21 protein-coding genes and 1 riboswitch are annotated in these 26,509 nt (G+C 68.1%); of the genes, 5 read left to right on the forward strand and 16 right to left on the reverse strand.

The genetic code is table 11. The features are described from left to right. Positions 1–63: 63 nt before the first annotated feature. The 12 genes from ACQY8B_RS23055 to ACQY8B_RS23110 form a co-directional block, all read right to left on the reverse strand. The gene (locus tag ACQY8B_RS23055; RefSeq protein ID WP_422088838.1) at positions 64–3,843 is read right to left on the reverse strand and encodes a molybdopterin cofactor-binding domain-containing protein; all 3,780 of its coding nucleotides are present in this window, start codon (positions 3,841–3,843) and stop codon (positions 64–66) included. After that, a complete protein-coding gene (locus tag ACQY8B_RS23060) occupies positions 3,840–4,340 on the reverse strand; it encodes a (2Fe-2S)-binding protein (RefSeq protein ID WP_422088839.1) in 501 nt (166 codons plus the stop codon). Before ACQY8B_RS23060 ends, ACQY8B_RS23055 begins: the two co-directional genes overlap by 4 nt. Beyond that, positions 4,318–5,487: an ABC transporter substrate-binding protein gene (locus ACQY8B_RS23065; protein WP_422088840.1), complete on the reverse strand. Its 1,170-nt coding sequence runs from the start codon at positions 5,485–5,487 to the stop codon at positions 4,318–4,320. The genes ACQY8B_RS23060 and ACQY8B_RS23065 overlap by 23 nt, the downstream gene beginning before the upstream one ends. A 44-nt stretch (positions 5,488–5,531) precedes the next feature. Beyond that, complete coding sequence (pncA, locus tag ACQY8B_RS23070) at positions 5,532–6,257, reverse strand: bifunctional nicotinamidase/pyrazinamidase (protein WP_422088841.1); 726 nt, start codon at positions 6,255–6,257, stop codon at positions 5,532–5,534. 28 nt (positions 6,258–6,285) lie between these two features. Beyond that, positions 6,286–7,020 carry an ABC transporter ATP-binding protein gene (locus ACQY8B_RS23075; RefSeq protein ID WP_422088842.1) on the reverse strand — a complete coding sequence of 245 codons (735 nt, stop codon included), beginning with the start codon at positions 7,018–7,020 and terminating at the stop codon, positions 6,286–6,288. A 59-nt stretch (positions 7,021–7,079) separates the two neighbouring features. Then, complete coding sequence (locus tag ACQY8B_RS23080) at positions 7,080–7,880, reverse strand: ABC transporter ATP-binding protein (RefSeq protein WP_422088843.1); 801 nt, start codon at positions 7,878–7,880, stop codon at positions 7,080–7,082. Then, complete coding sequence (locus ACQY8B_RS23085) at positions 7,877–9,811, reverse strand: ABC transporter permease (RefSeq protein WP_422088844.1); 1,935 nt, start codon at positions 9,809–9,811, stop codon at positions 7,877–7,879. The genes ACQY8B_RS23080 and ACQY8B_RS23085 overlap by 4 nt, the downstream gene beginning before the upstream one ends. 217 nt (positions 9,812–10,028) lie before the next feature. Further along, a complete protein-coding gene (locus ACQY8B_RS23090; RefSeq protein ID WP_422088845.1) occupies positions 10,029–11,234 on the reverse strand; it encodes an ABC transporter substrate-binding protein in 1,206 nt (401 codons plus the stop codon). A 70-nt stretch (positions 11,235–11,304) separates the two neighbouring features. Continuing rightward, positions 11,305–11,889, reverse strand: a complete 585-nt coding sequence (locus ACQY8B_RS23095; RefSeq protein ID WP_422088846.1) for an amino acid synthesis family protein — start codon at positions 11,887–11,889, stop codon at positions 11,305–11,307. Between the two features lie 41 nt (positions 11,890–11,930). Beyond that, positions 11,931–12,572: an amino acid synthesis family protein gene (locus ACQY8B_RS23100; RefSeq protein ID WP_422088847.1), complete on the reverse strand. Its 642-nt coding sequence runs from the start codon at positions 12,570–12,572 to the stop codon at positions 11,931–11,933. A 21-nt stretch (positions 12,573–12,593) separates the two neighbouring features. After that, positions 12,594–13,511, reverse strand: a complete 918-nt coding sequence (locus ACQY8B_RS23105; RefSeq protein ID WP_422088848.1) for a UPF0280 family protein — start codon at positions 13,509–13,511, stop codon at positions 12,594–12,596. A gap of 8 nt (positions 13,512–13,519) precedes the next feature. Then, a complete protein-coding gene (locus tag ACQY8B_RS23110; protein ID WP_422088849.1) occupies positions 13,520–15,139 on the reverse strand; it encodes a 6-hydroxynicotinate reductase in 1,620 nt (539 codons plus the stop codon). 323 nt (positions 15,140–15,462) lie between these two features. Here ACQY8B_RS23110 and ACQY8B_RS23115 point away from each other — a divergent pair, with 323 nt between their 5' ends. The 3 genes from ACQY8B_RS23115 (at position 15,463) to ACQY8B_RS23125 (ending at position 18,255) form a co-directional block, all read left to right on the forward strand. Next, the gene (locus ACQY8B_RS23115) at positions 15,463–16,236 is read left to right on the forward strand and encodes a ferredoxin--NADP reductase (RefSeq protein WP_422088850.1); all 774 of its coding nucleotides are present in this window, start codon (positions 15,463–15,465) and stop codon (positions 16,234–16,236) included. Between the two features lie 118 nt (positions 16,237–16,354). Beyond that, positions 16,355–17,101 carry a TetR family transcriptional regulator gene (locus ACQY8B_RS23120; RefSeq protein WP_422088851.1) on the forward strand — a complete coding sequence of 249 codons (747 nt, stop codon included), beginning with the start codon at positions 16,355–16,357 and terminating at the stop codon, positions 17,099–17,101. Next, the gene (locus tag ACQY8B_RS23125) at positions 17,056–18,255 is read left to right on the forward strand and encodes an amidohydrolase family protein (protein WP_422088852.1); all 1,200 of its coding nucleotides are present in this window, start codon (positions 17,056–17,058) and stop codon (positions 18,253–18,255) included. The genes ACQY8B_RS23120 and ACQY8B_RS23125 overlap by 46 nt, the downstream gene beginning before the upstream one ends. 29 nt (positions 18,256–18,284) lie before the next feature. Here ACQY8B_RS23125 and ACQY8B_RS23130 read toward each other — a convergent pair whose 3' ends face one another. The 4 genes from ACQY8B_RS23130 to metH are packed head-to-tail and all read right to left on the reverse strand — an operon-like array spanning position 18,285 to position 24,252. Beyond that, a complete protein-coding gene (locus ACQY8B_RS23130; protein WP_422088853.1) occupies positions 18,285–18,686 on the reverse strand; it encodes a GtrA family protein in 402 nt (133 codons plus the stop codon). Further along, positions 18,683–19,657: a glycosyltransferase gene (locus tag ACQY8B_RS23135; protein WP_422088854.1), complete on the reverse strand. Its 975-nt coding sequence runs from the start codon at positions 19,655–19,657 to the stop codon at positions 18,683–18,685. Before ACQY8B_RS23135 ends, ACQY8B_RS23130 begins: the two co-directional genes overlap by 4 nt. Then, the gene (locus ACQY8B_RS23140; protein ID WP_422089097.1) at positions 19,654–21,483 is read right to left on the reverse strand and encodes an ArnT family glycosyltransferase; all 1,830 of its coding nucleotides are present in this window, start codon (positions 21,481–21,483) and stop codon (positions 19,654–19,656) included. Before ACQY8B_RS23140 ends, ACQY8B_RS23135 begins: the two co-directional genes overlap by 4 nt. A 54-nt stretch (positions 21,484–21,537) precedes the next feature. After that, positions 21,538–24,252: a methionine synthase gene (metH, locus tag ACQY8B_RS23145; RefSeq protein ID WP_422088855.1), complete on the reverse strand. Its 2,715-nt coding sequence runs from the start codon at positions 24,250–24,252 to the stop codon at positions 21,538–21,540. Positions 24,253–24,331: 79 nt separating this feature from the next. Further along, positions 24,332–24,407: riboswitch (S-adenosyl-L-homocysteine riboswitch) on the reverse strand. 187 nt (positions 24,408–24,594) lie between these two features. Here metH and ACQY8B_RS23150 point away from each other — a divergent pair. After that, the gene (locus tag ACQY8B_RS23150) at positions 24,595–25,551 is read left to right on the forward strand and encodes an esterase/lipase family protein (RefSeq protein WP_422088856.1); all 957 of its coding nucleotides are present in this window, start codon (positions 24,595–24,597) and stop codon (positions 25,549–25,551) included. Positions 25,552–25,567: 16 nt separating this feature from the next. Further along, entirely contained in the window at positions 25,568–26,497 is a 930-nt protein-coding gene (locus ACQY8B_RS23155) for a lipase secretion chaperone (protein WP_422089098.1), read from the forward strand. Positions 26,498–26,509: the final 12 nt, after the last annotated feature.

Here is a 26,509-nt window from a genome sequence, read left to right on the forward strand (position 1 = left end):
TCTGTGGATGGTGCTACGTGGCATCGTAGCGGCGCATCCGGGAAACGGCAGCCAAAGCCCCTGTCAGTGCCCTGTGCCGTGCGCGGGCGCGGCGCGCACGCGTGCCACCTGCGCGGGCAGGTCGGTCCACGCGGGCTCCTTCGGCGCAAAGCGCGCGCGCATGTAGCCGGCCAGCTCTGCGATCTGCCGGTCGTCGAGCGCTTCCCGGAACGCGGGCATGAAGCCGATGTCGCGCGTGGCGGGCTCGCGCACGCCGTCGAGGATGGTGCGCAGCAGGTTGTCGGGCCGCGCGCTCGTGAGGTTGCTGTTGAGCGCGAGCGGCGTGTTCACGCCGAGCAGCGTGGGACCGTTGCCGTCGTGATGGCAAGAAGCGCAGGCGCTGTCGAACATGCGCTGCGCGGGGCCGAGCAACCGGCCCTGCGTGCGCGCCGCGTTCTCGACCGCCTGCCGCGCCACGGCCTCGGGCGCAGCAGCAGGCTCCGGGTTGAAGGAGCCGAGGTAGGTGGCCATCGCGCGCACGTCTTCGTCGGGCAGCTGCTGCATCTCGCGCACCACCTCGGCCATCGGGCCGCCGGCGATGCCGTGGCGCTGCGTGTGGCCGTGGCGCAGGTAGCGATAGAGCTCGTCGGCGTCCCACGGCACGGCGGACTTCGACAGATGCGTGAGCGCCGGCGCTTCCCAGCCGTCGACCATCGCGCCCGATAGGAATGCGCCGCCGCCCTGTTCGGCGCCCAACGCATTGCGCGGCGTGTGGCAGGCGCCGCAATGGCCCAGGCCGTTGACGAGGTAGGCGCCGCGGTTCCACTCGGCGCTCTGCGTGGCAATGGGCTGCATGGGCGCGGGGTCGTGGAAGAGCGCGTTCCAGCCGGCCATCAGCGGCCGCATGCTGAACGGGAACCTGAGCTCGGACTTCGGCGTTTCCGCGCGCACCGCGGGCATGGACATGAAATACGCATAGAGCGCCTGCAGGTCGTCGTCGCTGGTCTTGGCGAAGGCCGTGTAGGGGAAGGCGGGGTACAGGTAGTGGCCGTCGCGCGAGACGCCTTCGCGCATCGCGCGCTGGAAGGCGCTGAACGACCAGCGGCCCAGGCCGGTGTCGGCATCAGGCGTGAGGTTGGTGGTGTGGAGCGTGCCGAATGGCGTGTCCATCGCGCGGCCGCCCGCGTTGGGCACGCCGCCGGGCGCGGTGTGGCACACGGCGCAGTCGCCGGCGGCGGCGAGCACCCGGCCGCGCTCGATGGTGGCCTGGCTGTAGACCGGCGCGATGAGCGACACGGGCGCGATGGCCGAACGCCAGCCGAGCAAGCCGGCAATGACGCCGATGCCGCCGACGACGAGGGCTGCGCCGGTCGCCCACACGCCCTTGCGGCGCGGCCAGACTGCATTGCTCCTTCCCTCTCTGGGGGAAGGCCGGGATGGGGGCACGGCAGTGTCACCATCAGAGCGCCGCATGCCCCCACCCCCGCCCTCCCCCGGAGGGGCAGTGAGCAGACCCCGGTTCAATTCAGCCAGCACCGTCTCCGGCGTGAACGGCGGCGACCTGAACCGCACCCCCGTCGCATCGAAGATCGCGTTCGCGATCGCCGCCGTGCCCGGCACCGACGATGATTCGCCCGCGCCCAGCGAGGGCTCGCCCGGCCGCGGCATGTGCATCACCTCGATCACCGGCACTTCGCGGAAGTTGATGATCGGGTAGCTGCCCCACTCGCGGCTCGCGACCACGCCCGAAGGCAGCACGCCCGGCAACTGCACGCCGCCCTGCCCTTGGTGATGCTGCTGTTGCTGTTGCTGTTGCTGCTGCGGCGCGAACTGCACCTGCTCCTTCAACGCCCGGCTCGTGGTCTGGATCACGTTGCCGTGCACCTGGTGCTCCACGCCCGCCGGGTTGATCATCAAGCCCGCGTCGTGCCCCACCACCACGCGGCGCACATGCACCTCGCCGGTCTTGCGGTTGACCTCCACGTCGGCCACCCACGCGGCCCACGCCGCGCCGAAGCCCGGCCACTTGCTATGGATGTAGCGCGCGTAGGCAAAGCCCTGGCCGAAGAGGATGTCGCCGCCCTCGCCCAGCCCGCCGTCGGCGTTCTCCTGCGGGCCGGTGCGCATGCGCCAGCCGGCCTTCTGCGCAGTGGCCTGCACCAGCTCGGCAGCGCGCGGGTCCTGCAGGTAGCGCAGGCGGAACTGCACCGGATCGACGCCCGCCGCCGTGGCAAGCTCGTCGATGTACGACTCGTGCGCGAACGAACTCGGCAATGCCGACACGCCGCGCAGCCAAGAGGCGCGCACGATCGGCGCCATGTCGTTCACCTTCACGCGCAGGTTGTCGTAGCTGTACGGCGGGCGCGCGGTGCGGTCGCCCATCTCGTAAGCCTGCGCCACCGGCTCGATGGTGCGCGTGAGCAGCAGCGCCAGCGTGGGCGCGCCGTTCGACGGGTACGAGGTCTCGAAGTCGTAGGCGGCGACGCGGCCGTCGGCCATGAGGCCGCCGTCGATCTCCATCAGTTGCGCGGCGCCCTTGGGCTCCCACGCATGCTCCTGCTCGCGCGTGAGCTGCACCCGCACGGGCGCACCCACGGCGCGCGCGAGCAGCGCGGCATCGGCGGCCACGTCGTCCGCGCCGTTGCGGCCGTAGCAGCCGGCGGCCTCCATGCGGACCACGTCGACCTGAACGTCTTCCACGCCCATGAGCTTCGCGAGATCGGCGCGAAGCACGTGCGGGTTCTGCGAACCGGCCCAGCAGCGCAGTTGCATGCCGCTGCCGTCGGCCGGCTGCCACTCGGCCAGCGCGCACGACGGGCCGATGGACGCATGCATCTGGTACGGCCAAACGTAGGTGCGGTGCATCGGCTGCGCGGCGGCGGCGATGGCGCCGTCGACATCGCCTTCGTCGACCAGCAATCGCTGCGTCGACGGGTTGTCGCGCAGCGCCTGTGCCACGTCGCTCAGGTCCGGCATGCCGGGCCACGGCTTCCAGGTGACGCGCAGTTCGCGCAGTGCCTGTTCGGCATGCTCCTCGCGCTCGGCCACGACGCCGACGAAGTCGCGGATGACCACCACCGCGCGGATACCGGGGATGTGCGCGATCGACGATTCGTCGACCGCCTCCAGCGTGTTGCCGATGAACTCGCCGTGGTCAGCGCCCGCATACGGCGGACGCACCACGCGGCCGTGCAGCATGCCAGGCACGCGCATGTCGTGCACGAACACCAGCTCGCCGGCGAGCTTGGCCGGAATGTCGACGCGCGCCTGCCGCGTGCCGACCACGCGATAGTCCGCGGGGTCCTTGGGCTGTGCCTTGGGATCGAGCCGCAGCACGGTGCGCTGGCCCGCGACGAGATCCGCGTAGCTGACATGGCGGTCTGGCGCTTCGGTGACGCGCACGATGCCGTTGCGCACCCGCAGCGCATCGACAGGCACGCCGAGCCGTTCGGCCGCGCGCGCCAGCAGCCATGCGCGCGCCTGCGCGGCCGCAAGGCGCAACGGCTGCGCATGGAGCTGAATCGATGCGCTGGCGATGGTCGCGCCCTGGTTGGGCGCGCGCGCGGTGTCGCCGAGCATCATGCGCACGCAGGGCATGCCGAGGTCGAGTTCCTCGGCAACGATCTGCGCGAGCGCGGTCTGGATGCCGGTGCCCAGGTCGACGTGGCCGTTGAGCGCCGAGGCGCTGCCGTCGTCCCACACGGCGAGCAGTACCTCGTCGCCTTCGGCGGGGTTGCCGGCGATGAAGGCGGGCTGGCCCTTGGCCGGAGGCGGCGGCGGCGGCGTCTCGCGCAGCACCAGCAGCACGCCGGTGGCGGAGAGGAACTCGGCGCGCGTCTGCGGCAGGTCGGCGCGGCGCGTCATGGCTCTTGCCCGACGCGCATGCGCAGGGCAGCGCGTTGCACGGCATCGAGGATTTCGATGTGCGTGCCGCAGCGGCACAGGTTGCCCGACAGCTCGCTGCGGATGCGCGCCTCGCTCGCATGCGGATCGCGCGCCAGCAAGGCCGCGGCCTGCATGACCATGCCGTTGAGGCAGTAGCCGCACTGCGCGGCCTGCGCGTCTTCGAAGGCGGCCTGCACCGGATGCCAGTCGCCGCGCGAGCCCAGCCCTTCGAGCGTGGTGATGGCGCGCCCGGCCACGCCGTGCGCGGGAATCACGCATGAGCGCGCAGCCACGCCGTCGACGTGCACGGTGCAGGCACCGCACTGCCCCAGCCCGCAACCGTACTTGGGGCCGTTCAGCCCCAGGTCGTTGCGCAGCAGGTGCAGCAGCGTCGCCTCGCGCGGCACGCCCTCGATCGATTGCGCCTGGCCGTTGACCAGCAGGTGCAGCGGCTCAGCGCCGCAACTGGCCGTCACGGGTGTACATCTCCAGGTCCACGAAGGTCGAGCCGTTGTGGTTCTTCGCGCTGTATTCGACGGGGAAGTCGCCGAAGCGCGTGCTGCCGATGCTCTCGAGCCCGGCGATGAAGCTGTCGCGCGTGAGCGTCTTGCCGGCGCGGCGCAGGCCCTCGACCATCACGCGCGCGACGATGTAGCCCTCCAGCGCGGTGTAGCTGTCGATCTTCTCGCCGAACTCGGCGCGGTCGTGCTGGTAGTCGGCCACGATGGGCACGCGCTGCGCCTGCGGCGGCGGCACGATGCTGGCCGTGACCAGCCCCGCGAGCTTGCCGTCGAGCCGCTTGGCCGAGCCTGCCGCGTCGGTGATGCCGACCGACAGCGTGTACAGCGGCGCGCCCGCGCCGCTGGCACGGTAGTCGCGCATGAAAACCTCGACCATGCGCCCGGCCATGATCATCAGCACGGCGCCGGGCTTCGCATCGGCAAGGCCCGCGACGACCGGCTTCGCGTCTTCGGCGGCGATGGCCAGCGGGAAGGTCTTCACCACCTTCACCTTGTGGTCGGCCGCCAGCTCCTCGCAGGTCGCGAGGTTCGACTTGCCGAAGGCGCTGTCCTGGTAGACCACGGCAATCGACTGGATGCCGATGGTCGACAGGTGGCTGATGATCTTGCGCAGCTCGAGGTCGTAGCCCGCGCGCACATGGAACAGGTAGCGGTTGGTCTTGGTGCGGAACGACGTGGTGCCCACCAGCGGCGCGAACATCGGCACGCCGGCCTTCTCGGCGAGCGGCATCGCGGCCGCGAGATTGCCGGTTGCCACGTAGCCGGTGAGCGCGAAGACCTTGTCCTCGTCGATCAGCTTCGCGGTGTTGACGGCGGTCTTCGCGGGGTCGTATGCGTCGTCGTAGGTGACGAGTTCGATCTTGCGGCCGTTGACGCCGCCCGACTTGTTGACGCGGTCGAAGTACAGCTTGATGCCCGCGCGGTAGTCGACGCCGAAGTCTTTTGCCGGCCCGCTGAACACGGCCGACTGGCCGATGCGGATGGCGGTGTCGGTCACACCGTTCGTGCCGTTTTCCGCGCGTGCCGACCGCAGCGGGCCGGGGCCGAGGGCCAGGGCAGCGCTGCCCGCCACCATGGCGCGCCTTGAAATGGAGAGCTTCATGCGTCGTGGGTCCCGCTTTTTTTTCTGTTCTTCTCGGCTCGGGCTCAGGCGGCCTGTATGTCGGACGACTGGATGCGCTTGACGCCCTTGGCCGTCATCTGCTTCCACGCCGCGGCCAGCGAGCCGTTGAGGTCGATGCCGCGCGTGGCGTCTTCGATTACGTAGGCCTCGAAGCCGGCCTTGCGCGCGTCCATCGCGGTCCAGGCCACGCAGAAGTCGGTGGCCAGGCCGGTGACGAACACGGTCTTTATGCCACGCGCCTTCAGGTAGCCGGCCAGGCCGGTGGCCGTCTTGTGGTCGGCTTCCTCGAAGGCGGAGTAGCTGTCCATGTCCTTGTGGAAGCCCTTGCGGATGATGAGCTGGGCTGTGGGCACCTTCAGCTCCTTGCCGAGCGCGGCATCGTCGGTGCCCTGCACGCAGTGGTCGGGCCACAGCACCTGCGTGCCGTAGCTGAGCTTGGTGGTCTCGAAGGGCTTCTTGCCGCTGTAGGTGCTGGCAAAGGACGCATGGCCCGCCGTGTGCCAGTCCTGCGTGACGACGATGTTCTGGAACGCGGGCGCCAGCGCGTTGATGACCGGAATGACTTCGTTGCCGCCCTTCACCGCCAGCGTGCCGCCGTCGAGAAAGCAGTTCTGCACGTCCACCACGATCAGCGCGGCCTTGTCGCCGGGCTTGATCTTGCCCGCCGCGAAAGCGTTGAAACCGACACTGCCGAGGCCGCTTGCCAGCCCGAGGGCGGCGGCGGATTTCACGAGGGTTCTGCGATGCATGGCGTGGACTCCGGGGTTGAAGAAAAACTCAGACGCTCAGATAGGCGCGGCGGACTTCGTCGTTGGCCGCGAGCTCGGTCATCGTGGCGTGATAGCGGATCTGGCCCTTCTCGAGCACATAGGCGCGGTCGGACACCAGTTCGGCGAAGTGCATGTTCTGCTCCGACAGCAGGATGCTCACGCCCTGCGCCTTGAGCTCGAGGATCATGTTGGCCATCTGCTCGACGATCACCGGCGCCACGCCTTCGGAGGGCTCGTCCAGCAACACGAGGTAGGGGTTGCCCATGAGCGTGCGCGCCACGGTGAGCATCTGCTGCTCGCCGCCGCTCATGCGGCCTCCGGGGCGGTTGGGCATTTCACCGAGATTGGGGAACAGCTTGAACAGGCGCTCGGGCGACCACAGCGGCGCGTCGGTGCCGTCGGCCCAGCGGCGAGCGGGCTGCTTGCCGACCTCCAGGTTCTCCATCACCGTGAGGTCGGTGAACACGCGCCGGTCTTCGGGCACGAAGCCCAGGCCCAGGCGCGCCGCATGATGCGGCTCGCTCTTCGAGATGTCGTGGCCCAGGAAGCGCACCGCGCCGCGGCGCTTGGCCAGCATGCCGATCAGCGCCTTCAGCGTGGTCGACTTGCCCGCGCCGTTGCGGCCCATGAGCGCGACCACTTCGCCGCGCCGCACTTCGAGGTCCACGTCATAAAGAATCTGCGCGGCTCCGTACCAGGCGCACAGGGCCTTGGCCTGCAGAAGGGGTTCATGCGTGTTCATCAAACTACCTCCGTGCTTCGCACTACGGTGCGAGCTTGCTTGGGGCGGCCCGGCGCTGCTCATGCGGCTTCTCCAACGGCCGCGGCCTTCTTCTCGAATGTCTTGCCGGTGCCGAAGTACACCTCCTGCACCTTGGGATGGTCGCGGATCTCCAGCGGCTTGCCCTGCGCGATGAGTCGGCCGCGCGCCAGCACGATCATGCGGTCGGCATACGCGAACACCACGTCCATGCTGTGCTCGGTGAAGAGCACGGCCATGCCGCGCTGGATGACGAGGTCCTTGGTCAGCGCCATGAGCGAGTTGCGTTCCTTGGGCGCCATGCCGGCGGTGGGCTCGTCCATCAGAAGCAGCTTGGGGCTGTTGGCCATCGCGATCGCGAGCTCGACGCGCTTCACGTCGCCGTACGCCAGCACGCTGCAGGGCCGGTCGGCCTGCGACTTCATGCCGACCTGCTCGAGCAGCGCCAGCGCCTCGTCGCGCTTGTGGTCCGCCGCGCGGCGCCACATCGAAAACAGCTTGCCGTCGTGCGACAGCAGCGCCATCTGCACGTTCTCGACCACGGTAAGCGAGGCAAAAGTTTCGGCAATCTGGAAGGTGCGGCCCACGCCCCGGCGCCAGATGGCACGCGGCTTCTGGCCCACGAGCTCGTGGCCGTCGAAAAGGATCGATCCCTGGTCGGCCTTGAGCTGGCCGTTGACCATGTTGAAGGTGGTGGACTTGCCGGCGCCGTTGGGGCCGATGAGCGCGAGCAGTTCGCCTGCGTGCAGCTCGAAGCCGATGCCGTCCACGGCCTTCACGCCACCGAAAGACTTGCCCAGATTCTCGACCTTGAGCAGGGGTGTGTTGGAGGCGGTCGTCATGCCTTGGCCTCCTTTGCCTCGACGGCCACGGGCGCCGCATCGGGCTTGGCGCGGCGCAGCAGCTTGTCGGTCAACTGCTTCGCGAAGCCGGCGATGCCCTGCGGGAACAGCAGCACGAGGATCAGGATGATGGCGCCGAGCGTGGCGCGCCAGTAGTCGGTGTTGCGCGCCACGGTGTCGTGCAGCCAGCTGAATGTGACGGCACCGACCACCGGCCCGGCCAGCGTCTGGATGCCGCCCAGCAGCACCATCACCAGGCCGTCGACGGACTTGTCGACGCTGAGGCTCTCGGGCGAGATGCTGCCCTTGGAGAAGGCATAGAGCGAACCGGCCAGCCCGGCCGCGGCGCCCGCGACGACAAAGGCCGTCCACTGCATGCGCTTGACGTCGATGCCGATGGCGTCGGCGCGCAGCACCGAATCGCGGCCCGCGCGCAACGCATAGCCGAAGGGCGAGAACAGCACGCGGCGCAGCATCAGGATGCCGGCGGCCACGAACACCAGCGTGAGCCAGTAGTAGGTGCGCTTGTCCGACAGCCATTCCGACGGCCACACGCCCGTGAGGCCGTTGCTGCCGCCGGTGAACGAGTCCCACTGGTAGACGACGGCCCAGGTGATCTGCGCGAAAGCCAGCGTGAGCATGGCGAGGTACACGCCCGACAGCCGCACTGCGAACCAGCCGTAGACGAAGGCGCCGATGGCCGCGACCAGCGGGGCCACGATGAGCGCCGCTTCCATCGGCAGGCCGCTCGCGCGCACCAGCAGCGCGGCGCCGTAGGCCCCGAGGCCGAAGTAGGCGGCGTGGCCGAACGAATGCATGCCGGCCGGCCCCATGATGAAGTGCAGGCTGGCGGCGAACAGCGCGGCGATCAGCAGGTCGATCATCAGCACCGTGGTGTAGGGCGAGTCGGCGGTGAGCAGCGGCATCGCCATGAGCACCACGCCCAGCGCCGCGACCAGCCACAGGTAGCCCTTGCTCGCGCGGCGCAGCGGCTCTTCGGCCATGCCCACATAGCGGCTCGGCGCCTGCGGCCGTCCGAACAGGCCCCACGGGCGCCACACCAGCACGATGGCCATGACGATGAAGTCGACCACCAGCGTGAGCTTCGAGAAGGACACGCTGTAGCCGAAGATTTCCACCACGCCGAGCCAGATGCACACGGCCTTGATCTCCGAGATCAGCAGCGCCGCCGCATAGGCACCCGGAATGGAACCCATGCCGCCCACCACCACGACCACGAAGGCCGCACCGATGGTGTTGAGGTCCATCGCGAGCGTGGCCGGCTCGCGCGGCAACTGCAGCGCGCCGCCCAGGCCCGCGAGCATGGCACCGAGCGCGAACACGGCGGTGAAGAGCCAGGCCTGGTTCACGCCAAGCGCGCTGACCATCTCGCGGTCTTGCGTGGCGGCACGCACCAGCGTGCCCCAGCGGGTGCGCGTGAGCAGCAGCCACATGAGGCCGAGCACGACAGGGCCGACGACGATCAGGAACAGGTCGTAGGTCGGGAACTGCCGGCCCAGGATTTCGACGGAGCCCGACAGGCCCGGCGCGCGCGGCCCGAGCAGTTCGTCAGGCCCCCAGATGTAGAGCACCGCGTCCTTGATGACAAGGACCAGTGCGAAGGTCGCCAGCAGCTGGAACAGCTCGGGCGATTTGTAGATGCGGCGCAGCAGCACCATCTCGATCAGCGCTCCGAGGACGCCGACCGCGATCGCGGCAATCAACACCGCAGGCCAGAAGCCCATGCCGCCGCCGAGCTTCTCGACCAGCGTGTAGGCCAGGTAGATGCCGACCATGAAGAAGGAGCCATGCGCAAAGTTGACGATGCGCGTGACACCGAAGATCAACGAAAGGCCGGCCCCCACGAGGAACAGCGACGAAGCCGACGACAGTCCGGTGAGGAACTGAAGCAGCAATGACGAAAGACTCATCCGAAGGCCTTTTGGTGGCGGTTTTCATTCATGGGGAGAAGCATCCGCATTCAACGCAGCCCCGCGGTCGGCGCCGTCGTGCCCCACCCCAGGCCTCCCCCGACGAAGAGGAAAAATTCCGGGAACACCACGGAACCGGCTTTGCCGCGCCGTTGGTGTTGCCCCGGCAGGGGGGTGGAGGAGCGACACGAAGTGCGCGCAGCCTGGGGGCGAGTCATCAATCCGTGGCGCGCGACTTCTTGACGTCGGCTGCGGAGGGCTGGAACTTGGCGCCGTCGAAGTAGGTGTAGTCGACCATCACGCCCTTGCCGTTTTCGTTCTTCGTCTTGCCGACGAAGGCGCCCATGGTGGACTGGTGGTCTTCGGCGCGGTAGCTGATCTTGCCGAACGGCGTGTCGACCTGCAGGCCCTTGAATGCTTCGAGGAGCTTCGGCGTTTCGGTGCCCTTGGCCTTGGCGACGCCGGCCGCGACCGACTTGATCATGCTGTAGCCGACCACCGAGCCGAGGCGCGGATAGTCGTTGTACTTGGCGTGGTACGCGAGGAAGAAGGCCTTGTGCTCGGGCGTCTGGATGCCGTACCAGGGGTAGCCGGTCACGATCCAGCCGTTGGGCGTTTCGTCCTTCAACGGGTCGAGGTACTCGGGCTCGCCGGTCAGCACGCTGACGACCGCGCGGTCCTTGAACAGGCCTCGTGTGTTGCCTTCGCGCACGAACTTCGACAGGTCGGCGCCGAACAGCACGTTGAAGATCGCGTCAGGCTTGGCGTCGGCCAGCGCCTGCGCCACCGCGCCCGCATCCACCTTGCCCAGCGGCGGCGCCTGCTCGGCGACGAACTCGACGTCGGGCTGCGCGGCCTTCAGCAGCGTCTTGAACGCGGCCACTGCCGACTGCCCGTATTCGTAGTTGGGGTAAACGACGGCCCAGCGCTTCTTCTTGAGCTTGACGGCCTCGGGCACGAGCATCGCGGCCTGCATGTAGGTGCCGGGACGCAGGCGGTAGGTGTACTCGTTGCCGCCCTGCCAGGTCATCTTGTCGGTCAGCGGTTCGCCGGCAAGGAAGAAGATCTTCTTCTGCTTGGCGAAGTCGGCCACGGCCAGGCCGGTGTTCGACAGGAAGGTGCCGGTGAGCACGTCGATCTTCTCGCGCGCCACCAGCTCTTCGGCAACGCGCACGGCGTCGCCGGGGTTGGCGTTGTCGTCGCGCGTGATGAGCTCGACCTTCTTCCCGTTCACGCCGCCCTTGGCGTTGATCTCTTCGACGGCCAGCTCCATGCCCTTCTTGTAGGGCTCGAGGAAGGCGGGCTGGGCCTTGTAGCTGTTGACCTCGCCGATCTTGATCACGCCCTGCGCGTGCGCGGGAACGAGAGCGGTGGTCAGCGCGGCGAGGGCCGCGGCGCTGAAGACGTGACGCAATGGATTCATGGGGAAAGCTCCTTGAGATCGAATGAGGAAAGGAAACACCGTGGTTGGGCTTGATGCGCGGAAGACGGGGTCAACGAAGACCGTCTTCGCCCTTGATTTCATGCGCCTGCAGGCCGCCGATGCGCGGCAGCGGTCGGCCGCTGTCGGTGACGGCAACCGCCACCACGATCTCGTTGGCGCGCGGCGCGTCGCTCACTCGGGCCTCGATCGCGTCGAAGTGGCTGCGCACGAAGGCCGCGTCCTTGTGGCCCAGCGGCACGTCGACGGCGGTGCCCAGCGAGCCGCGCTTCTTGGCCGAAGGCACCAGCGCAGCGCCCTTCTCGACCGCCACGCGCAGCGGCGCGCCGAGCTTGGGATGCAGGATGGCGGCGGCGTGCTCGAGCTCGCCGTTCTCGCCGACGATCGCGGCCTTGCCGTAGCTTTGGGCCTGGCCGGGCTCGATGCCCAGAGCCTTCACGGCCTTCTGGCCCAGCAGCGCGCCGAGTTCCTCGCCGATGGCGATCAGGTCGTCGAGGTTCTCGCTGTAGCGCCCGGCATAGGGGTTGTCGATCACGGCGATGGCCACGGCGCGGCGCGTGGGCGGCGTGATGTCCTTGCCCATTTCCTTGCGGGTTTCGTCGACCTGAATGACGAGCTTGCGGATGTTGGCGGTCATGTTCTGTGTTCCTTGTCTTGTCTCTGTATGGATGCCGCGGCTCAGCGCAGTCCGTCCCATTTGCTGATGTCTTTTGCGAGCAGGCCGCCCACGCGTGCGTGAATGCGGTAGCCGGTGCTCATCGCGAGGATGAAGACGATCTCGTCGGCCGCGGGCGCGCCGGGCACGCGCACCTCGATGGCGTCGAACTGGCCGCGCACATAGCTGGCATTGATGTTGGTGAGCGGCACGTCGAGCGCGGCGCCGGGCGGTCCGACCTTCTTGGTCGAGGGCACGATCGACAGCGCGTTGCCGGGCTGGCCGGTCTTTTCCTCGGGCTTGCCCGCGGTGTAGGCCGCGCGATCGCCCTTCCAGCCGAGCAGTTCGCGCATCGCGTAGCCGCCGGGCACGTGCCACAGCGCGCCGTGCTCCAGCTCGCCGCCGGCGCCGACGATGGCGCCCTTGCCGTAGGTGGCGATCTGCTCGAGCGGCACGTCCATGGCGGCGTGCAGGCGGTGCGCCATGTCGACGCCCACGGGGTCGAGCAGCGCCATCATCGGCAGGATGTCGGGCTCGTAGCGGCCCGCGAACGGATTGGCCAGCACCGCGCCGATGGCACCGCGCACCAGCGGGGTGTCGGCGCGCGGTCCGAACTCGTGGTGGATGTGCTCGACATGGGTGAAGACGCGGCGGATTTCGATCATGAAAAAGAACCTTGCTTTTCGTTAAGCAAATACTGAACCAACTGTTTTCGACGGCTCTGTCTCGAGCGCCTTCGAGCATAAGGGTTCGACAAGGCGCCACTGCCCCTGGCAAACGAGTAGAGCAGCCCACACGAGCCCGCCTTTTTGCAGGACTTTGGCGCACACCGTGCCCGTATCGAGTGCGCTGCGCACCTGTGCGGGGGGCAGCGCGGGCACGTCGACAGTGACGAGTGCGTCGCCCAGGTCGCTGTCGTCCTTGCATTCGCTGGCGGGGCGGCGCGCGATGGCGTCGTCGTCGACATCGACGGCATTGGCGATCACCGTGGCGGCGGCGTCGGCCTGCGCCGCCGTGGCGGCCAGCACCGTCACGCTGTCGGCGATACCCAGCGAGAAACTGCGCCCGCGCCAGCCGCTGGTGGCGACGCCGCGCACAGGCTGCCCGGCGCGCAGCTCGAACTGGCCGTCGGTGGTGAGCAGGCCGCCCTCGCCGGCCATGTGACTGCGCAAGTCGAAGCGGGCGAGGTCGGCGTACACGCCCACGCGCGCCGACTGGCCGGGCGCGAGGTGCAGCGCGATGTCGCCGCCGTTGTTGATCCATGCGCGCTCGATGCCGGGGCGCTCGTAGAAAGCGATGAGCTCCTGCGCGACCGAGCCGGCCACGGCGGCCATCGGCGTGATGAACATCGGCGAGAACGCGGCGCACGCGTCCCACATGCGGCGCGCCACCACGTTGCGCGGACGCATCCTGTCTGTCACGGGCAGGCGCAGCAGGGGCAACTCGCGCACCAGTTCTTCGAGCACGTGGACGAAGCGCGCCCACGCCGCGTCATGCGCGGCAGCCACGGCGTACGGGTCGCCATGCGCCTCGGCCACGATGTCGATCGGGCCGTGGTTGAAGTGCCAGCGCCCTTCGCCGAGCGCGCTGCGTTGGGCGGTCATGGCCTGCCTCAGCCGAGCATCGGCGTGTGGCCCAGGGGCCACGGGTTGGCGTCGTCCATGGCGAGCCATTGGCGCGCGAGCGGCGCGCCGTCTTCCTGCCATGCACCGCGCGCGAGCGCCTGCTCGAGCGGGAAGATGTGTTCCATGTGGCCGCCGAGCGCCTCGTAGTCGTCGCGCCGCATGCTGAATTCGATGGGCGCGACGATGGCCGGCGTGGGCACGGTGCCGAAGCTGTTGTCGGGCATGCGCATGACGTCGGCCATCACGGTGATGCCGCCGCCGGGCCACACATAGGCCGGCGCGCCGCCGCAGGTGACGTTGACCAGCGCGCGCTTGATGGCGCGCGTGAGCAGCACCGGGTTTTCGGTGACGCCGGCGCGCAGGCTGCCGCCCGCACCGCCGAGGAACAGCACGGTGCACAGGGAAGGCTCGCAGTTCTCGCCGATGCGCTCGACGATGCGGCGTACCTCGGGCGGCATCGGCTGCTCGACGGGGTTGAGCGCGTCGTCGAGCACGTACCACTGCGCGTGCTCGCCGGTGGTCGATGTCATGAGCAGGCGCAGGCCGGGGCGCGCGACGCCCTCTTCCCAGCCTTCGATGATGGCGAGCGGATCGGCGATGTCGGTGCCGCCCCAGCCGTTGCCAGGATTCGCCACCTGGAAGTAGCGCCCCGGCGTGGACTTGCGCCCCAGCATCTGGATACCCGAGGGCGCCATGTCGAGGCAGCGGCCGGCCTGGTGCTCGGTGAGCACGCCGGTGATGTGGTCGTCGACCACCACCACCTCGTCGGCCACACCCGCGAACTGCCGCGCGAAGATGCCCACCGCCGCGGAGCCGCAGCCCACGCGCATGCGCCGCTCTTCCACACCGTTGACGATGGGCGCCTTGCCGGCCTGGATGACGAGCGTGGAGCCGCCGTCGATGGTGCACTCCACTGCCTTCTTGTTGCCCAGCAGCTGCATCAGCTCGGCCGTCATGCGGCCTTCCTTCTTGCTGCCGCCGGTGAGGTGGTGCACGCCACCCAGCGACAGCATCTGCGAGCCGTACTCGGCGGTGGTGACATGGCCGACCACCTCGCCGCGGTAGCGCACGTTGGCCTGCTCTGAGCCGAGGAAGCGGTCTGTGTCGATCTTCACCTTGAAGCTGCAGTAGCTGAAGATGCCTTCGGTGACGACGGTGACCATGTCGACGCCCTTGGCCCTGGAGGCCACGATGAAAGGCGCGGGCTTGTAGTCGGGGTAGGTGGTGGAGGAACCCACGCCGGTGACGAAGACTTCGTCGGCATGCAGCAGGTCGCCGTTCCAGTCGGGCTCGGCCAGGGCCTCGGCGGGCGCCGCCCCGGGACGGTCGAAGGGCACCAGCACCGCAGCCTCGCTCTCGACCGCGCGGCGCAGCAGCACCACGGGATCGACGCGCACCAGCACGCCTTCGCGGTTGGCGTAGCGGTCGCAGGCGCCGGTACGGCCGTCGGAAATCTGGCACAGCACGGGGCAGGCGTTGCACTCGACCTTGGCCGTGCTCATGCGTTCGTTGCGCGGAGGCGCCTTGCCGAAGGCGCCGCTGCCGGCGTCGGCCACCACGGGCATGTCGATGCCGGGCAATCCGTCTGTCTTGGTGTGTTCTGTCATCGGGTCGGTCTCGTGGGCGTGTCGGTCGTGTGCGAAGGTGCAAACCAGGAAGCCGGTCTTTGCAACAAACGTGCCGTCTGCCCGCTTGTGCGCCGAGTTCCGTTTGTGTAGCATTCCCTACACTTTCATGTTGCGTTCACTACATTCGAGGGCAATGTAGCAAACAGGCCCGATGCTTGCAATGGTGTTTTCTCGCGATGTTCATCGGGTTTTTCCGACCAACGACAATGGAGGGTTCGAAGCCGGCCGACGGCTGCATGCCCCACAGGCGTGCATTTCGGCTCAGCCACCTTCCTCCGTCCCAACCAACTCTTGAGTTTCGTATGAGTGCATTCAGCGAAGAACGCGTCCTGAGCGTCCACCACTGGACCGACCGCCTGTTCACCTTCACCACCACGCGCGACCCCGCGCTGCGCTTCTCGAACGGTCATTTCACGATGATCGGCCTGAAGGTCAACAACAAGCCCCTGCTGCGTGCCTACAGCATCGTGAGCCCGAACTACGAGGAGCACCTCGAGTTCCTGAGCATCAAGGTGGAAGACGGCCCGCTCACCTCGAAGCTGCAGCACATCCAGGTGGGCGACACCATCATCGTGGGCCGCAAGCCCACCGGCACGCTGCTGATCGACTACACGCTGCCGGGCAAGCGCCTGTACCTGTTCGGCACCGGCACCGGCCTCGCACCATTCATGAGCATCATCCGCGACCCGGAGACCTACGAGAAGTTCGAGCAGGTCATCCTGGTGCACGGCGTGCGCCAGGTCGACGAACTGGCATACCACGACCTGGTGACCGACCACCTGCCCAAGCACGAGATCCTGGGCGAAATGATCGCCAACCAACTGCTGTACTACCCGACCGTCACGCGCGAGGAGTTCCGCAACCAGGGCCGCATCACCGACCTGATCGAGAGCAACAAGCTCACCGACGACCTCGGCCTGCCGCCGCTCAACGTCGAGGAAGACCGCGTCATGCTGTGCGGCAGCCCCGGCCTGCTGGTCGACCTGAAGCACATCCTGGAAAAGCGCGGCTTCAAGGAAGGCAACACGAGCACGCCGGGCGACTTCGTCGTCGAACGCGCATTCGCTGAAAAGTAATGAAGGCCCCCCGGCTTTTCACTCGCTGTGCTCGTGTAACTCCACCCCCCATGGGGGAGGCGCGGTCCGCCTTGGGGCGGCCCGGCGGCGACCGCCTCCCTCTTCATCCCGCCCTCCGATGGAACGCAAGGTAGTCACCAAGCCGCAGCGCCGCACGGGCGTGCGCGAGGCTGCCGCGCAGGCCACGCGCGACAGCATCCTCAAGTCGGCGACCAAGGTGTTCGCCAAGTACGGCTACGACGGCGGCAGCGTGGAGAAGATCTCCAAGGCCGCCAAGTCGTACGACCGCATGATCTATTACTACTTCGGCAGCAAGGAAGGCCTCTTCATTGCGGTGCTCGAAGGCATCTACCAGCGCATGGACGACGCCGAGGCCGCCATTGCGCTAGACACCTCGCGGCCGGTGGAAGCGCTGACCGAAGTCATCCGCTTCGTGCTGGGCTACTACCGCAAGAACCCCGAGTTCGTCACGCTGCTGAACTCCGAGAACCTGCACAAGGGCCGGCACATCTCCAAGTCGCTGCGCGCTCGCGAGTATTCGTCGCGCGCGGTGGCCATCATTGCGGAGATCCTTGCCAGCGGCGCCGCGCAGGGCCTGTTCCGCAAGGACCTCGTGGCGCGCGACATCTACCTGCTGATCGCGTCCACCGGCTATTTCTATACCTCCAACAGGCACACGCTCACCGCCTTCCTCGGCGAGCCGCTGGAGTCGCCGGAGGCGATCACGCACTGGGAAGACTTCGTGATCGAGACCGTGCTGCGCACCGTGCGCGCGGACGACATACAAGACAACACCCCACCCCACGAGGAAAACACGAAATGGCAGAAATCGCAGCCGACGGCAAGTCGGGCAAGGTCGTCATAAAGAACATCGGGCTGCTGCTCTCGGGCGACATCGACAAGCCCATCCTCGATGCCGACACCATCGTGGTGAACGACGGCCTGATCGTCGCGGTCGGCAAGGAGAAAGACTGCGACCTCGAAGGCGCGAAGACCGTCATCGACGCGAAGAAGACCTGCGTCGCGCCCGGCCTGATCGACAGCCACGTGCACCCGGTGTTCGGCGACTGGACGCCGCGCCAGGGCCAGCTCGGCTGGATCGACTCGACCATGCACGGTGGCGTGACGACGATGATTTCCGCCGGTGAAGTGCACCTGCCAGGGCGCCCGAAGGACATCGTGGGCCTGAAGGCCTTGGCCATCACCGCGCAGCGCGCGTTCGACAACTTCCGCCCCGGCGGCGTGAAGGTGCTGGCCGGTGCGCCGGTCATCGAGAAGGGCATGGTCGAGAGCGACTTCAAGGAACTGGCCGAAGCCGGCGTGGGCCTGCTCGGCGAAGTGGGCCTGGGCTCGGTCAAGGCCGGCTACGAAGCCAAGGAAATGGTGGCCTGGGCACGCAAGTACGGCATCCAGAGCACCATCCACACGGGCGGCCCTTCGATTCCCGGCTCGGGCCTGATCGACAAGGACGTGGTGCTCGAAGCCGACGCCGACATCATCGGCCACATCAACGGTGGCCACACCTCGCTGCCCGAGGCGCACGTGTGCGAGCTGTGCGAGAAGAGCTCGCGCGCCATCGAGATCGTGCACAACGGCAACGAGAAGGTGGCCATCGCGGCGGCCAAGGCGGCGCTGGAGCTCAAGTGCCCGCACCGTGTGATTCTCGGCACCGACGGCCCCGCGGGCTCGGGCGTTCAGCCGTTGGGCATCCTGCGCATGGTGGCAATGCTGTCGTCCATCGCGAACATCCCGGCCGAGCTGGTGTTCTGCTTCGCTACCGGCAACACCGCCAAGATCCGCAAGCTCAACTGCGGGCTGGTCGAAGTGGGCCGCGACGCCGACTTCGTGTTCATGGACCGCGCGCAGCATTCGCCCGCGCCGGGCCTGCTCGAAAGCGTGCAGCTCGGCGACATTCCGGGCGTGGGCATGGTGATGATCGACGGCATCGTGCGCTGCGGCCGCAGCCGCAACACGCCGCCGGCGACCGAGATACCGGTGGTCGTTTCCGGCGCGCACTAACAACGGGCATCGCCGCCCGGGTGGCGGCTTCAGCCGCCGCGGTGCGAACGGAAGACCAGGTAGCGCGCAGACAGAAAATTGGCGCTCATGCCGGCAAGGCTGCCCATGGCCACGCCGAGCGCGGCGGCCCAGCGGCCTTCGACCCAGTGCAGGGTCAGCACGTAGGCACCGTAGTTCAGCACCGCGCCTGCGGTCATGGTGGCGAGGTAGCCGAAGTATTCGCGCCAGATGGAACGGCTGGCCGCCGCACCGGCCGCGAAGGTGTAGCGGCGGTTGAAGGCCCAGGTGGTGGTGGCCGCCGCCAGGAACGACACCACGCGCGCGGCATACCAGCCCAGCAGCGGTGCCAGCAGGTACAGCACCACCACGTCGACGACGAGGCCGATCACGCCGATCACGGCGAACGACAGGAACTCCCGTCCGATCTTCATTTGCGAACAGCCGCCCGCACGCCCGGTATCGCGAGGTAGCGCAGCCGCTTGGCCTCCCTCCGCCCGAGCGTGACGGCGTGCATCACGATGCCGCAGACGAAGGACAGCATCGCGGCCAGCATGGCGCCCGTCACCAGCACCGCCGTAGGCAGGCGCGGCACGAGTCCGGTGTGCATGTAGGTCATGAAGAGCGGCACCGCCAGCACGACCGACAGGGCCACCAGCAAGCCCCCGATGATCGAGAAGAACTGCAGCGGCCGCTCGCTCACGAACAGCTTGCAGATGGTCTTGAGGATGCGCCAGCCGTCGCGATAGGTCGAGAGCTTGCTCTCGGAGCCCTCGGGCCGCGTGCTGTAGGCGGTGCTTTCCTCCGCATAGGGCATGCGCAGTTCGAGCGCGTGCACGGTGAGTTCGGTCTCGATCTCGAAGCCGCGCGACAACGCAGGGAACGACTTGGTGTAGCGCCGCGAGAAAACGCGGTAGCCCGAGAGCATGTCGGTCAGGCCGCCGCCGAAGAGCTGCACCACGGCACCGGTCAGCAGCCGGTTGCCGAAGCGGTGGCCCGCACGGTAGGTGAGCGCGTTCTGGCCGTCGTCGACGCGGTTGCCGACCACCATGTCGAGATTGCCCTCGACCAGCCGGTCGATCAGCCGGCGCGCGGCGGTGGCGTCGTAGGTGGCGTCGCCGTCTGCCATGACGTAGACGTCGGCTTCGACGTCGGCGAACATGCGCCGCACCACGTTGCCCTTGCCGCGCGCGGCCACGTGCGTGACGACGGCGCCGGCCGCGCGCGCGACGGCGGCTGTGTCGTCGCTGGAGTTGTTGTCGAAAACGTGGACTTCGGCTTCGGGCAGCGCCGCGCGAAAGCCCTCGACCACCTGCGCGACGGCCAGCGCCTCGTTGTAGCAGGGGATGACCACTGCAATGCGCAAGGGATGGCGGGCGTGAGCGTGGGTGTCGGCGTCGGTCATGGTGCGACGGGGAGGATACGGTAGACGCGGCTGCCGTCCTGTTCGAACTGCACGGCGAAGTACTTGTCGAAGTCGACCCGGGCGCTGAACACGGGCACGACGGAGTCCGGCAGCACCACGGCAACGAAGCCCAGGCCCTTGAGCTTGCGCGCGAGGTCGCCGCCCGACAGCTTGCCGAAGTCGGTGTAGCGCCAAGGGCCGAGGGTGTCACCCCAGATCGGGTTGGGGCCGTAGTAGATCGCCTCGTTCAGCGCGACCTGGTAGACCCGGCCGGTGGCGTTGCGGCGCAGGTAGTCCATGGCGGCATAGCCCGGCACGTGCTTGCGCAGGAAGGCTTCGCGCGTCTCGGGCGTGACCGAGATCATGCCGACCTTGACCGCGGTCTGGCGCACGGCAACGGCCGCCAGCACGGCCAGCAGCAGCACGGCCACCCAGTCGCCCATGCGGGCGCCGGCGCGCGCGGTGTCGCGGCTCATGGCGCCGGTCGCGACCGCCGCACCGGCCTCGCGCTCCTCCTTGCGACCGAACACGCGGCGCAGGCCCGACGAGATCCAGCCGAACAGCACCTGCCAGCCGACGGCCGAGACCAGGGCCAGCAGCGGGAACGACGCCATCAGGTAGCGCGGGTAGCGCGAGGTCACGACCCACACGGCCACCGAGTAGATGCAGAACCAGCCCGCCGCGCGCACGGCGGCGGACCGCTTCCACAGCAGGCCGAAGGGCGCGAGGAAGAACGACCAGATCAGCGCATTGGGCATCTCGGCGTGCACGCGCACGTCGGCCACCTGCTGCACGTAGTCGGCCGGCGTCCATTCGGTGAAGCCGAACACGCGCGCGCCGATGGGGTTGAAGGGGTCGCCCGTCATGACGAAGTTGCGCGCGTACCAGTAGATGCACGGCAGCAGGAAGCACACCAGCGCCAGCCCCCAGGCCTTGGGGCTGCGCTCCTGGCGCACGACGAACAGCGCCACCAGCGGCATGAAGACCAGCGCCTGGTACTTGGAGCCTGCCGCCACGCCAAGGAAGAAGGCCGCGAGCCCCAGCCAGCGCATGCCGCCATGAACCGGCCTGCCGGGCTGCGACTCGCGCCACCACCACAGCGCAACGCAGGCCGACAGCACGAACAGCGCGACGCCCATGTCGATGAGCGCATTGGAATAGTCGCCGAGCCCCAGCCAGATGGCAGCGCCGATGCAGGCGGTGAGCCGGTTGGCATGCTGCATGCCGAGGCGGTAGAGCATCACCACCGACAGCGCACCCGCCAGGGCGTTGAGAAAGTGCGGCAGCACGTCGTCGCCCAGTTGCAGCGCGGCGGCGTACAGCAGGTTGTAGTTGTACGGGAACCAGGGATAGCGCAGCCAGTCGTGGATGCCCAGCGTGCCCTGCTGCGCGACCTGCCGCGCATAGGGCAGGTGGTACATCAGCTCATCGAAGGCGAAGGGCGGCGCGAGCGGCGCCACCAGGGCTGGCAGCGCGACCAGCGCCAGCGCGATGGCGGCAATGCGCTCGTAACGGGTCCACGGCGCGGCGGCCTCGTTGGAGCGCAGGGCACGCCGCTCGCGCAGCCAGCCGGGCAGCTGGAGCGCGGCGGCCGCCACGCCCGCCAGCACCAGCGCCAGCGTGGCCCCGGGCCGGAAGGCACCGAAGATGGCCAGGGCCTGGAAGGCGCAGATGAAGAGCCCCATGCCCAGCGCCACGGCCATCGCGGCCTCCAGCCATGCGTCCCGCCGGGGCGGCGGGGCCAGGCGGCCCAGCAATGCGCGTCCGAAACCCCAACTGCCGACGATGAAGACTGCCAGTGCCGCGTAGTGCGAGGCAGCGAATATCAATTTCTGAATAGCAACTCCCGGTGCCGGTCGGCTACGGACCGGCCGGCGGGTTCAAAGATTGGGTGCCAGCAGGCGCTCCAGGTCAGACTCGCTCTCCTTGCGCCGCGCGGCCTGATCCTGCAACTGGTCATGCCCGATCTTGCCGACGTTGAAGTAGGTGGAATCAGGGTGACTCAAGTAAAAACCACTCACGCTGGCGGCGGGCATCATAGCGAGGCTTTCCGTCAGGGTCATTCCAATGTCCGCGCAGCCCAGAAGGTCGAACATGGGCCGCTTCACGCTGTGGTCGGGGCAGGCCGGGTAGCCGGGCGCGGGGCGGATGCCGCGGTACTTCTCGGCAATCATGTCGTCGTTGCTCAGGCTCTCGTCGCTGGCGTAGCCCCAGAGGTCGGTGCGCGCGCGGTGGTGCAGCGACTCGGCGAAGGCCTCGGCCAACCGGTCGGCCAGGGCCTTGAGCATGATGGCGGAGTAGTCGTCGAGGTCGTCGATGAAGTACTTCTCTTTTTTCTCCACGCCCAGGCCGGCCGTCACGGCGAACACGCCCACGTAGTCCTTCAGGCCGCTCGCCTTGGGCGCGACGAAGTCGGCCAGGCAGCGGCTCGGGCGCATCACGCCGTCGATCACCTGCTTCTCGGTCTGCTGGCGCATGCCGTACCAGGTGAGCGCGACTTCGCTGCGCGTCTCGTCGGTATAGAGCTCGATGTCGTCGTCGTTCACCGTGTTGGCGGGCCAGAAGCCGACGATGCCGCTCGCGCTGAGCCAGCGGCCTTCGATCAGGCGCTTGAGCATGCGCTGGCCGTCGGCGTACACGCGCACGGCCTCGGTGCCGACGATCTCGTCCTTCAGGATGGCGGGGAACGGACCGGCCAGGTCCCAGGTCTGGAAGAACGGCCCCCAGTCGATGTACTTGGCAAGCTCGGTCAGGTCGAAGTTCCTGAACACGCGCCGGCCGATGAACTTGGGGCAAGGCGGCGTGTAGCTCGACCAGTCGATCGGCGTCTTGTTGGCGCGCACCTTGGCCAGCGGCCACAGCGGCACCTGCTTCTTGTTGGCGTGCTGGTGGCGCACCTTCTCGTAGTCGGCGTTGATCTCGTCGATGTACGCGGTCGCCTGGTCGCTCAGCAGCGACTGCGCCACGCTCACGCTGCGCGAGGCATCGGGCACGTAGACCACCGGGCCTTCGTAGTGCGGCGCGATCTTCACCGCCGTGTGCACGCGGCTGGTGGTGGCGCCGCCGATGAGCAGCGGAATCTTCTTGATGCGGAAGTGGTCGTCCTTCTGCATCTCGCCGGCCACGTACTGCATTTCTTCGAGGCTGGGCGTGATGAGGCCCGACAGGCCCACGATGTCAGCGCCCTCGACCTTCGCCTTGGCGAGAATTTCGTGGCACGGGACCATCACGCCCATGTTCACCACTTCGAAGTTGTTGCACTGGAGCACGACGGTGACGATGTTCTTGCCGATGTCGTGCACGTCGCCCTTCACGGTGGCGATGATGATCTTGCCCTTGGTGCGCACGTCGCGGCCCGCGGCCTCGTCCTGGCGCTTTTCTTCCTCGATGTAGGGAATGAGGTGGGCCACGGCCGACTTCATGACGCGCGCCGACTTCACCACCTGCGGCAGGAACATCTTGCCCTGGCCGAACAGGTCGCCCACGATGTTCATGCCGTCCATCAGCGGGCCTTCGATCACGTGCAGCGGGCGGCCGCCCTTGGCAAGGATCTGCTGGTAGGCCTCTTCGGTGTCTTCGACGATGAAGTCGGTGATGCCGTGCACCATCGCGTGCGACAGGCGCTGGTTGACGTGCACCGGGTTCTCGGGCGTGCCGCGCCATTCGAGCTTCTTGCTGTCGTCCTTGGCGCCGCTCCTGGCGGTCTCGGCCACCTCGACGAGGCGCTCGCCGGCGTCAGGGCGGCGGTTGAGCACCACGTCTTCCACGCGCTCGCGCAGGGTCGGCTCCAGGTCGTCGTACACGCCCACCATGCCGGCGTTGACGATGCCCATGTCCATGCCCGCCTTGATGGCGTGGTACAGGAACACGGTGTGGATCGCCTCGCGCACCGGGTCGTTGCCGCGGAAGCTGAAGCTCACGTTGCTTACGCCGCCCGACACCTTGGCGCCCGGCAGGTTCTCCTTGATCCAGCGCACGGCGTTGATGAAGTCGACCGCGTAGTTGTCGTGCTCCTCGATGCCGGTGGCAATGGCGAAGATGTTCGGGTCGAAGATGATGTCTTCCGGCGGGAAGCCCACCTCGTCGACCAGGATGCGGTAGGCCCGCTCGCAGATCTCGACCTTGCGTGCGTAGGTGTCGGCCTGGCCCTTCTCGTCGAAGGCCATGACCACGGCGGCGGCGCCGTAGCGCTTGACCAGCTTGGCCTCGTGCTTGAACTTGTCGACCCCCTCTTTCATGGAGATGGAGTTGACGATGCCCTTGCCCTGGATGCAGCGCAGGCCCGCCTCGATGACTTCCCACTTCGAGCTGTCGACCATCACCGGCACGCGTGCGATGTCGGGCTCGCTGGCAATGAGGTTCAGGAAGCGCACCATGGCGGCCTTGCTGTCGAGCATGGCCTCGTCCATGTTGATGTCGATCACCTGCGCGCCGTTTTCGACCTGCTGGCGCGCGACGGCCAATGCCTCTTCGAACTGGCCATTCAGGATCATCCGCGCGAAGGCCTTGGAGCCGGTGACGTTGGTGCGCTCGCCGATGTTGACGAACAGCGTGCCTTCGCCGATGGCGACCGGTTCGAGGCCGGACAGCTTCATGGGCGGGGGGGCCAGGGGGGCGGAATCGGGGGTAGCTGGAGCGGAAATCTGGGACATGGCCTCACCTGCGGAAGAGTCGAACAGGCGAGCGTCGTTGTCGCCCCAAGCCTGACGGCCGGCCGATGTGGCCCGCCGCTGCAACGCTCCTTGGGAAGGCGAGCATTTTAGGGCGATTCAATCCGCCACGGGGAAAACCCCAGTTTCCATTCCCGCCCGCATCCACAGAATGCGGCCACCGTTTTCGAACGAACGTTCGTTTTTTCAACCGACGCAAGGGAGTGCCGGATGGCCATGAAGTGGAATGTGGTTCTTTGCTGCGGGCTTGCCGCGGCGACGATGGCGATGACCCCCATGGCCCATGCGGCCGCCAGTGGCAGCTCGACGCTGGTGACCGCCCGGGCGACCTCCGACGAGGCGAAGACCAGATACCCCATCGTGCTGGTCCACGGCCTGCTGGGCTTCGACAACCTGCTGGGCGTCGACTACTTCTACGGCATTCCCGACAAGCTGGCCAGCGCCGGCGCGCGGGTGTATGTAGCGCAGGTCTCGGGCACCAACACCTCGGAGATCCGCGGCGAGCAGCTGCTGCAGGAGCTCAAGACCATCCGCGCGCTGGAAAAGAACCCGACGCTCAAGTTCAACCTGATCGGCCATTCCCAAGGCGCGCCCACGGTGCGCTACGTGGCGGCGGTGGCGCCCGACATGGTGGCGTCGGTCACCTCGGTGGGCGGCGCGAACGGCGGCTCCAAGGTGGCCGACCTGCTCGCCAGGCTGCCCGAGGGCGGCATCGCGCAAGGCGTGGTCGTCAAGGCCGTGGGGCTGCTGACGAACGTGATCGGCTTCCTCTCGGGCAAGGACCCGAGCCAGCTGCCGGAAGTGCCGCTGAACGCGCTGGCCTCGCTGACCACGGCCGGTGGCGCGGCCTTCGACGCCAAGTTCCCGCAGGGACGGCCCGCGCAGGGCTCGTCGTGCAACGTGAAGAGCGGCGCGGCGGTGGTGAACGGCGTGCGCTACTACTCGTGGGCGGGCGTGTCGACCGGCTTGAGCCTGTTCGACCTGAGCGACGCGCCGCTGTCGGCGCTGGGCACCCTCGCCTTCTTCGGCGAGGACAACGACGGCCTGCTCGCGACCTGCACCACGCGGCTCGGCACCCACCTGGGCGACTACCGCCAGAACCACCTCGACGAGGTCAACCAGGTGCTGGGCAACACCTACGGCAGCCAGTTCCCGTACTACGAGAAGAAGGTGCCGGAGATCTTCAAGGACCAGGCCGCGCGGCTGAAGAGCGCGGGCCTCTGAGGCGCCGGCCGTGGAAATGCGGTGGGTGCCCTGGGCGGCGGGCGGCGCGGTGCTGATCGCGGTCGGCGGCGGCTGGCTCGCGAGCCTCCCCGACGAAGACAGCCCCTTCGCCGCCGGGCGCGGGCCTGCCGTGGCGACCACCGCCACGGCAGGCCCCGACCAACGACCGGCGCAGCCGGCAGCGGCAGCCGTGGCACCCGACGCCCTGCTGAACAGCTCGCTCATCTCAGTCTTCGACCAGGTGCTGTCCGAGGCGCAGGCCGACAACAAGGCCGCGTTCATGGCCAAGGCCCCCGCCCTGCTCGCCAAGTACCTGCGCGAAGACTGGCGCGTGCGCGCGCTCGGGCTGCTCGAGCGCTATGTCGACATGCAGGAGGCCCTGACTTCGATGCCGCCGCCCGCGCCCGGCGACCCAGCGCAGCTGCGCCGCTCCCTGCAGGCGCGCGAGGCGATGCGCCGGCGGTACTTCGCGCCCGAGGAAATCGAAGGCCTGTTCGGCGATCAGATCCGGCAGGACAACTTCATGGCGGACAAGCTGGAAGCGCTCGCCAACACTGCCCTGACGCCCGAGCAGCGCACCGCCGCCCTGGTGCGAAGCGAGCAGGCATGGCTGTCGCCGGAACAGCGCGAAGTGCGCAAGGAAGCCGTCGCCCATGCCGACGTGATGCAGCAGACCGCCGCGCTCGAAGCACGAGGCGCGAGCCCGCAAGAGCGCTTTGCCGCGCGCAGCGAGGCCTACGGCTACGAAGTGGCCCGCAACCTCGCGGCGCTCGACCAGGAAAACGAGGACTGGAATGCGCGCCTCGACCGCTACGCGGCGGCGTCCGGAGCCGAACAGGCCCGGTTGCGCGAAACGCTCTTCAACGAAACCGAGCGCCTGCGCCTGAGCGGCGCGCTGGCGATGCGCTCGGCCGCGGCGCGCAAACCCGCGCCGGGCGGCCAGTAGGCCGCCGGCCCG

Origin of the sequence: Variovorax sp. (assembly GCF_965279555.1) — a bacterium.
Lineage (GTDB): Bacteria > Pseudomonadota > Gammaproteobacteria > Burkholderiales > Burkholderiaceae_C > Variovorax.

Excerpts from the sequence above, each read along its gene's own strand:
- ACQY8B_RS23105 (WP_422088848.1), bottom strand. The coding sequence starts at position 13,511 with ATGACCGCCCAACGCAGCGCGCTCGGCGAAGGGCGCTGGCACTTCAAC.
- metH (WP_422088855.1), bottom strand. The coding sequence starts at position 24,252 with ATGAAGCTGTCCGGCCTCGAACCGGTCGCCATCGGCGAAGGCACGCTG.
- ACQY8B_RS23115 (WP_422088850.1), top strand. The coding sequence starts at position 15,463 with ATGAGTGCATTCAGCGAAGAACGCGTCCTGAGCGTCCACCACTGGACC.
- ACQY8B_RS23095 (WP_422088846.1), bottom strand. The coding sequence starts at position 11,889 with ATGACCGCCAACATCCGCAAGCTCGTCATTCAGGTCGACGAAACCCGC.
- ACQY8B_RS23135 (WP_422088854.1), bottom strand. The coding sequence starts at position 19,657 with ATGACCGACGCCGACACCCACGCTCACGCCCGCCATCCCTTGCGCATT.
- ACQY8B_RS23080 (WP_422088843.1), bottom strand. The coding sequence starts at position 7,880 with ATGACGACCGCCTCCAACACACCCCTGCTCAAGGTCGAGAATCTGGGC.
- ACQY8B_RS23075 (WP_422088842.1), bottom strand. The coding sequence starts at position 7,020 with ATGAACACGCATGAACCCCTTCTGCAGGCCAAGGCCCTGTGCGCCTGG.
- ACQY8B_RS23155 (WP_422089098.1), top strand. The coding sequence starts at position 25,568 with ATGCGGTGGGTGCCCTGGGCGGCGGGCGGCGCGGTGCTGATCGCGGTC.
- ACQY8B_RS23090 (WP_422088845.1), bottom strand. The coding sequence starts at position 11,234 with ATGAATCCATTGCGTCACGTCTTCAGCGCCGCGGCCCTCGCCGCGCTG.
- ACQY8B_RS23085 (WP_422088844.1), bottom strand. The coding sequence starts at position 9,811 with ATGAGTCTTTCGTCATTGCTGCTTCAGTTCCTCACCGGACTGTCGTCG.
- ACQY8B_RS23130 (WP_422088853.1), bottom strand. The coding sequence starts at position 18,686 with ATGAAGATCGGACGGGAGTTCCTGTCGTTCGCCGTGATCGGCGTGATC.
- ACQY8B_RS23125 (WP_422088852.1), top strand. The coding sequence starts at position 17,056 with ATGGCAGAAATCGCAGCCGACGGCAAGTCGGGCAAGGTCGTCATAAAG.
- ACQY8B_RS23110 (WP_422088849.1), bottom strand. The coding sequence starts at position 15,139 with ATGACAGAACACACCAAGACAGACGGATTGCCCGGCATCGACATGCCC.
- ACQY8B_RS23055 (WP_422088838.1), bottom strand. The coding sequence starts at position 3,843 with ATGACGCGCCGCGCCGACCTGCCGCAGACGCGCGCCGAGTTCCTCTCC.
- ACQY8B_RS23150 (WP_422088856.1), top strand. The coding sequence starts at position 24,595 with ATGACCCCCATGGCCCATGCGGCCGCCAGTGGCAGCTCGACGCTGGTG.
- ACQY8B_RS23120 (WP_422088851.1), top strand. The coding sequence starts at position 16,355 with ATGGAACGCAAGGTAGTCACCAAGCCGCAGCGCCGCACGGGCGTGCGC.
- ACQY8B_RS23100 (WP_422088847.1), bottom strand. The coding sequence starts at position 12,572 with ATGATCGAAATCCGCCGCGTCTTCACCCATGTCGAGCACATCCACCAC.
- pncA (WP_422088841.1), bottom strand. The coding sequence starts at position 6,257 with ATGCATCGCAGAACCCTCGTGAAATCCGCCGCCGCCCTCGGGCTGGCA.
- ACQY8B_RS23065 (WP_422088840.1), bottom strand. The coding sequence starts at position 5,487 with ATGAAGCTCTCCATTTCAAGGCGCGCCATGGTGGCGGGCAGCGCTGCC.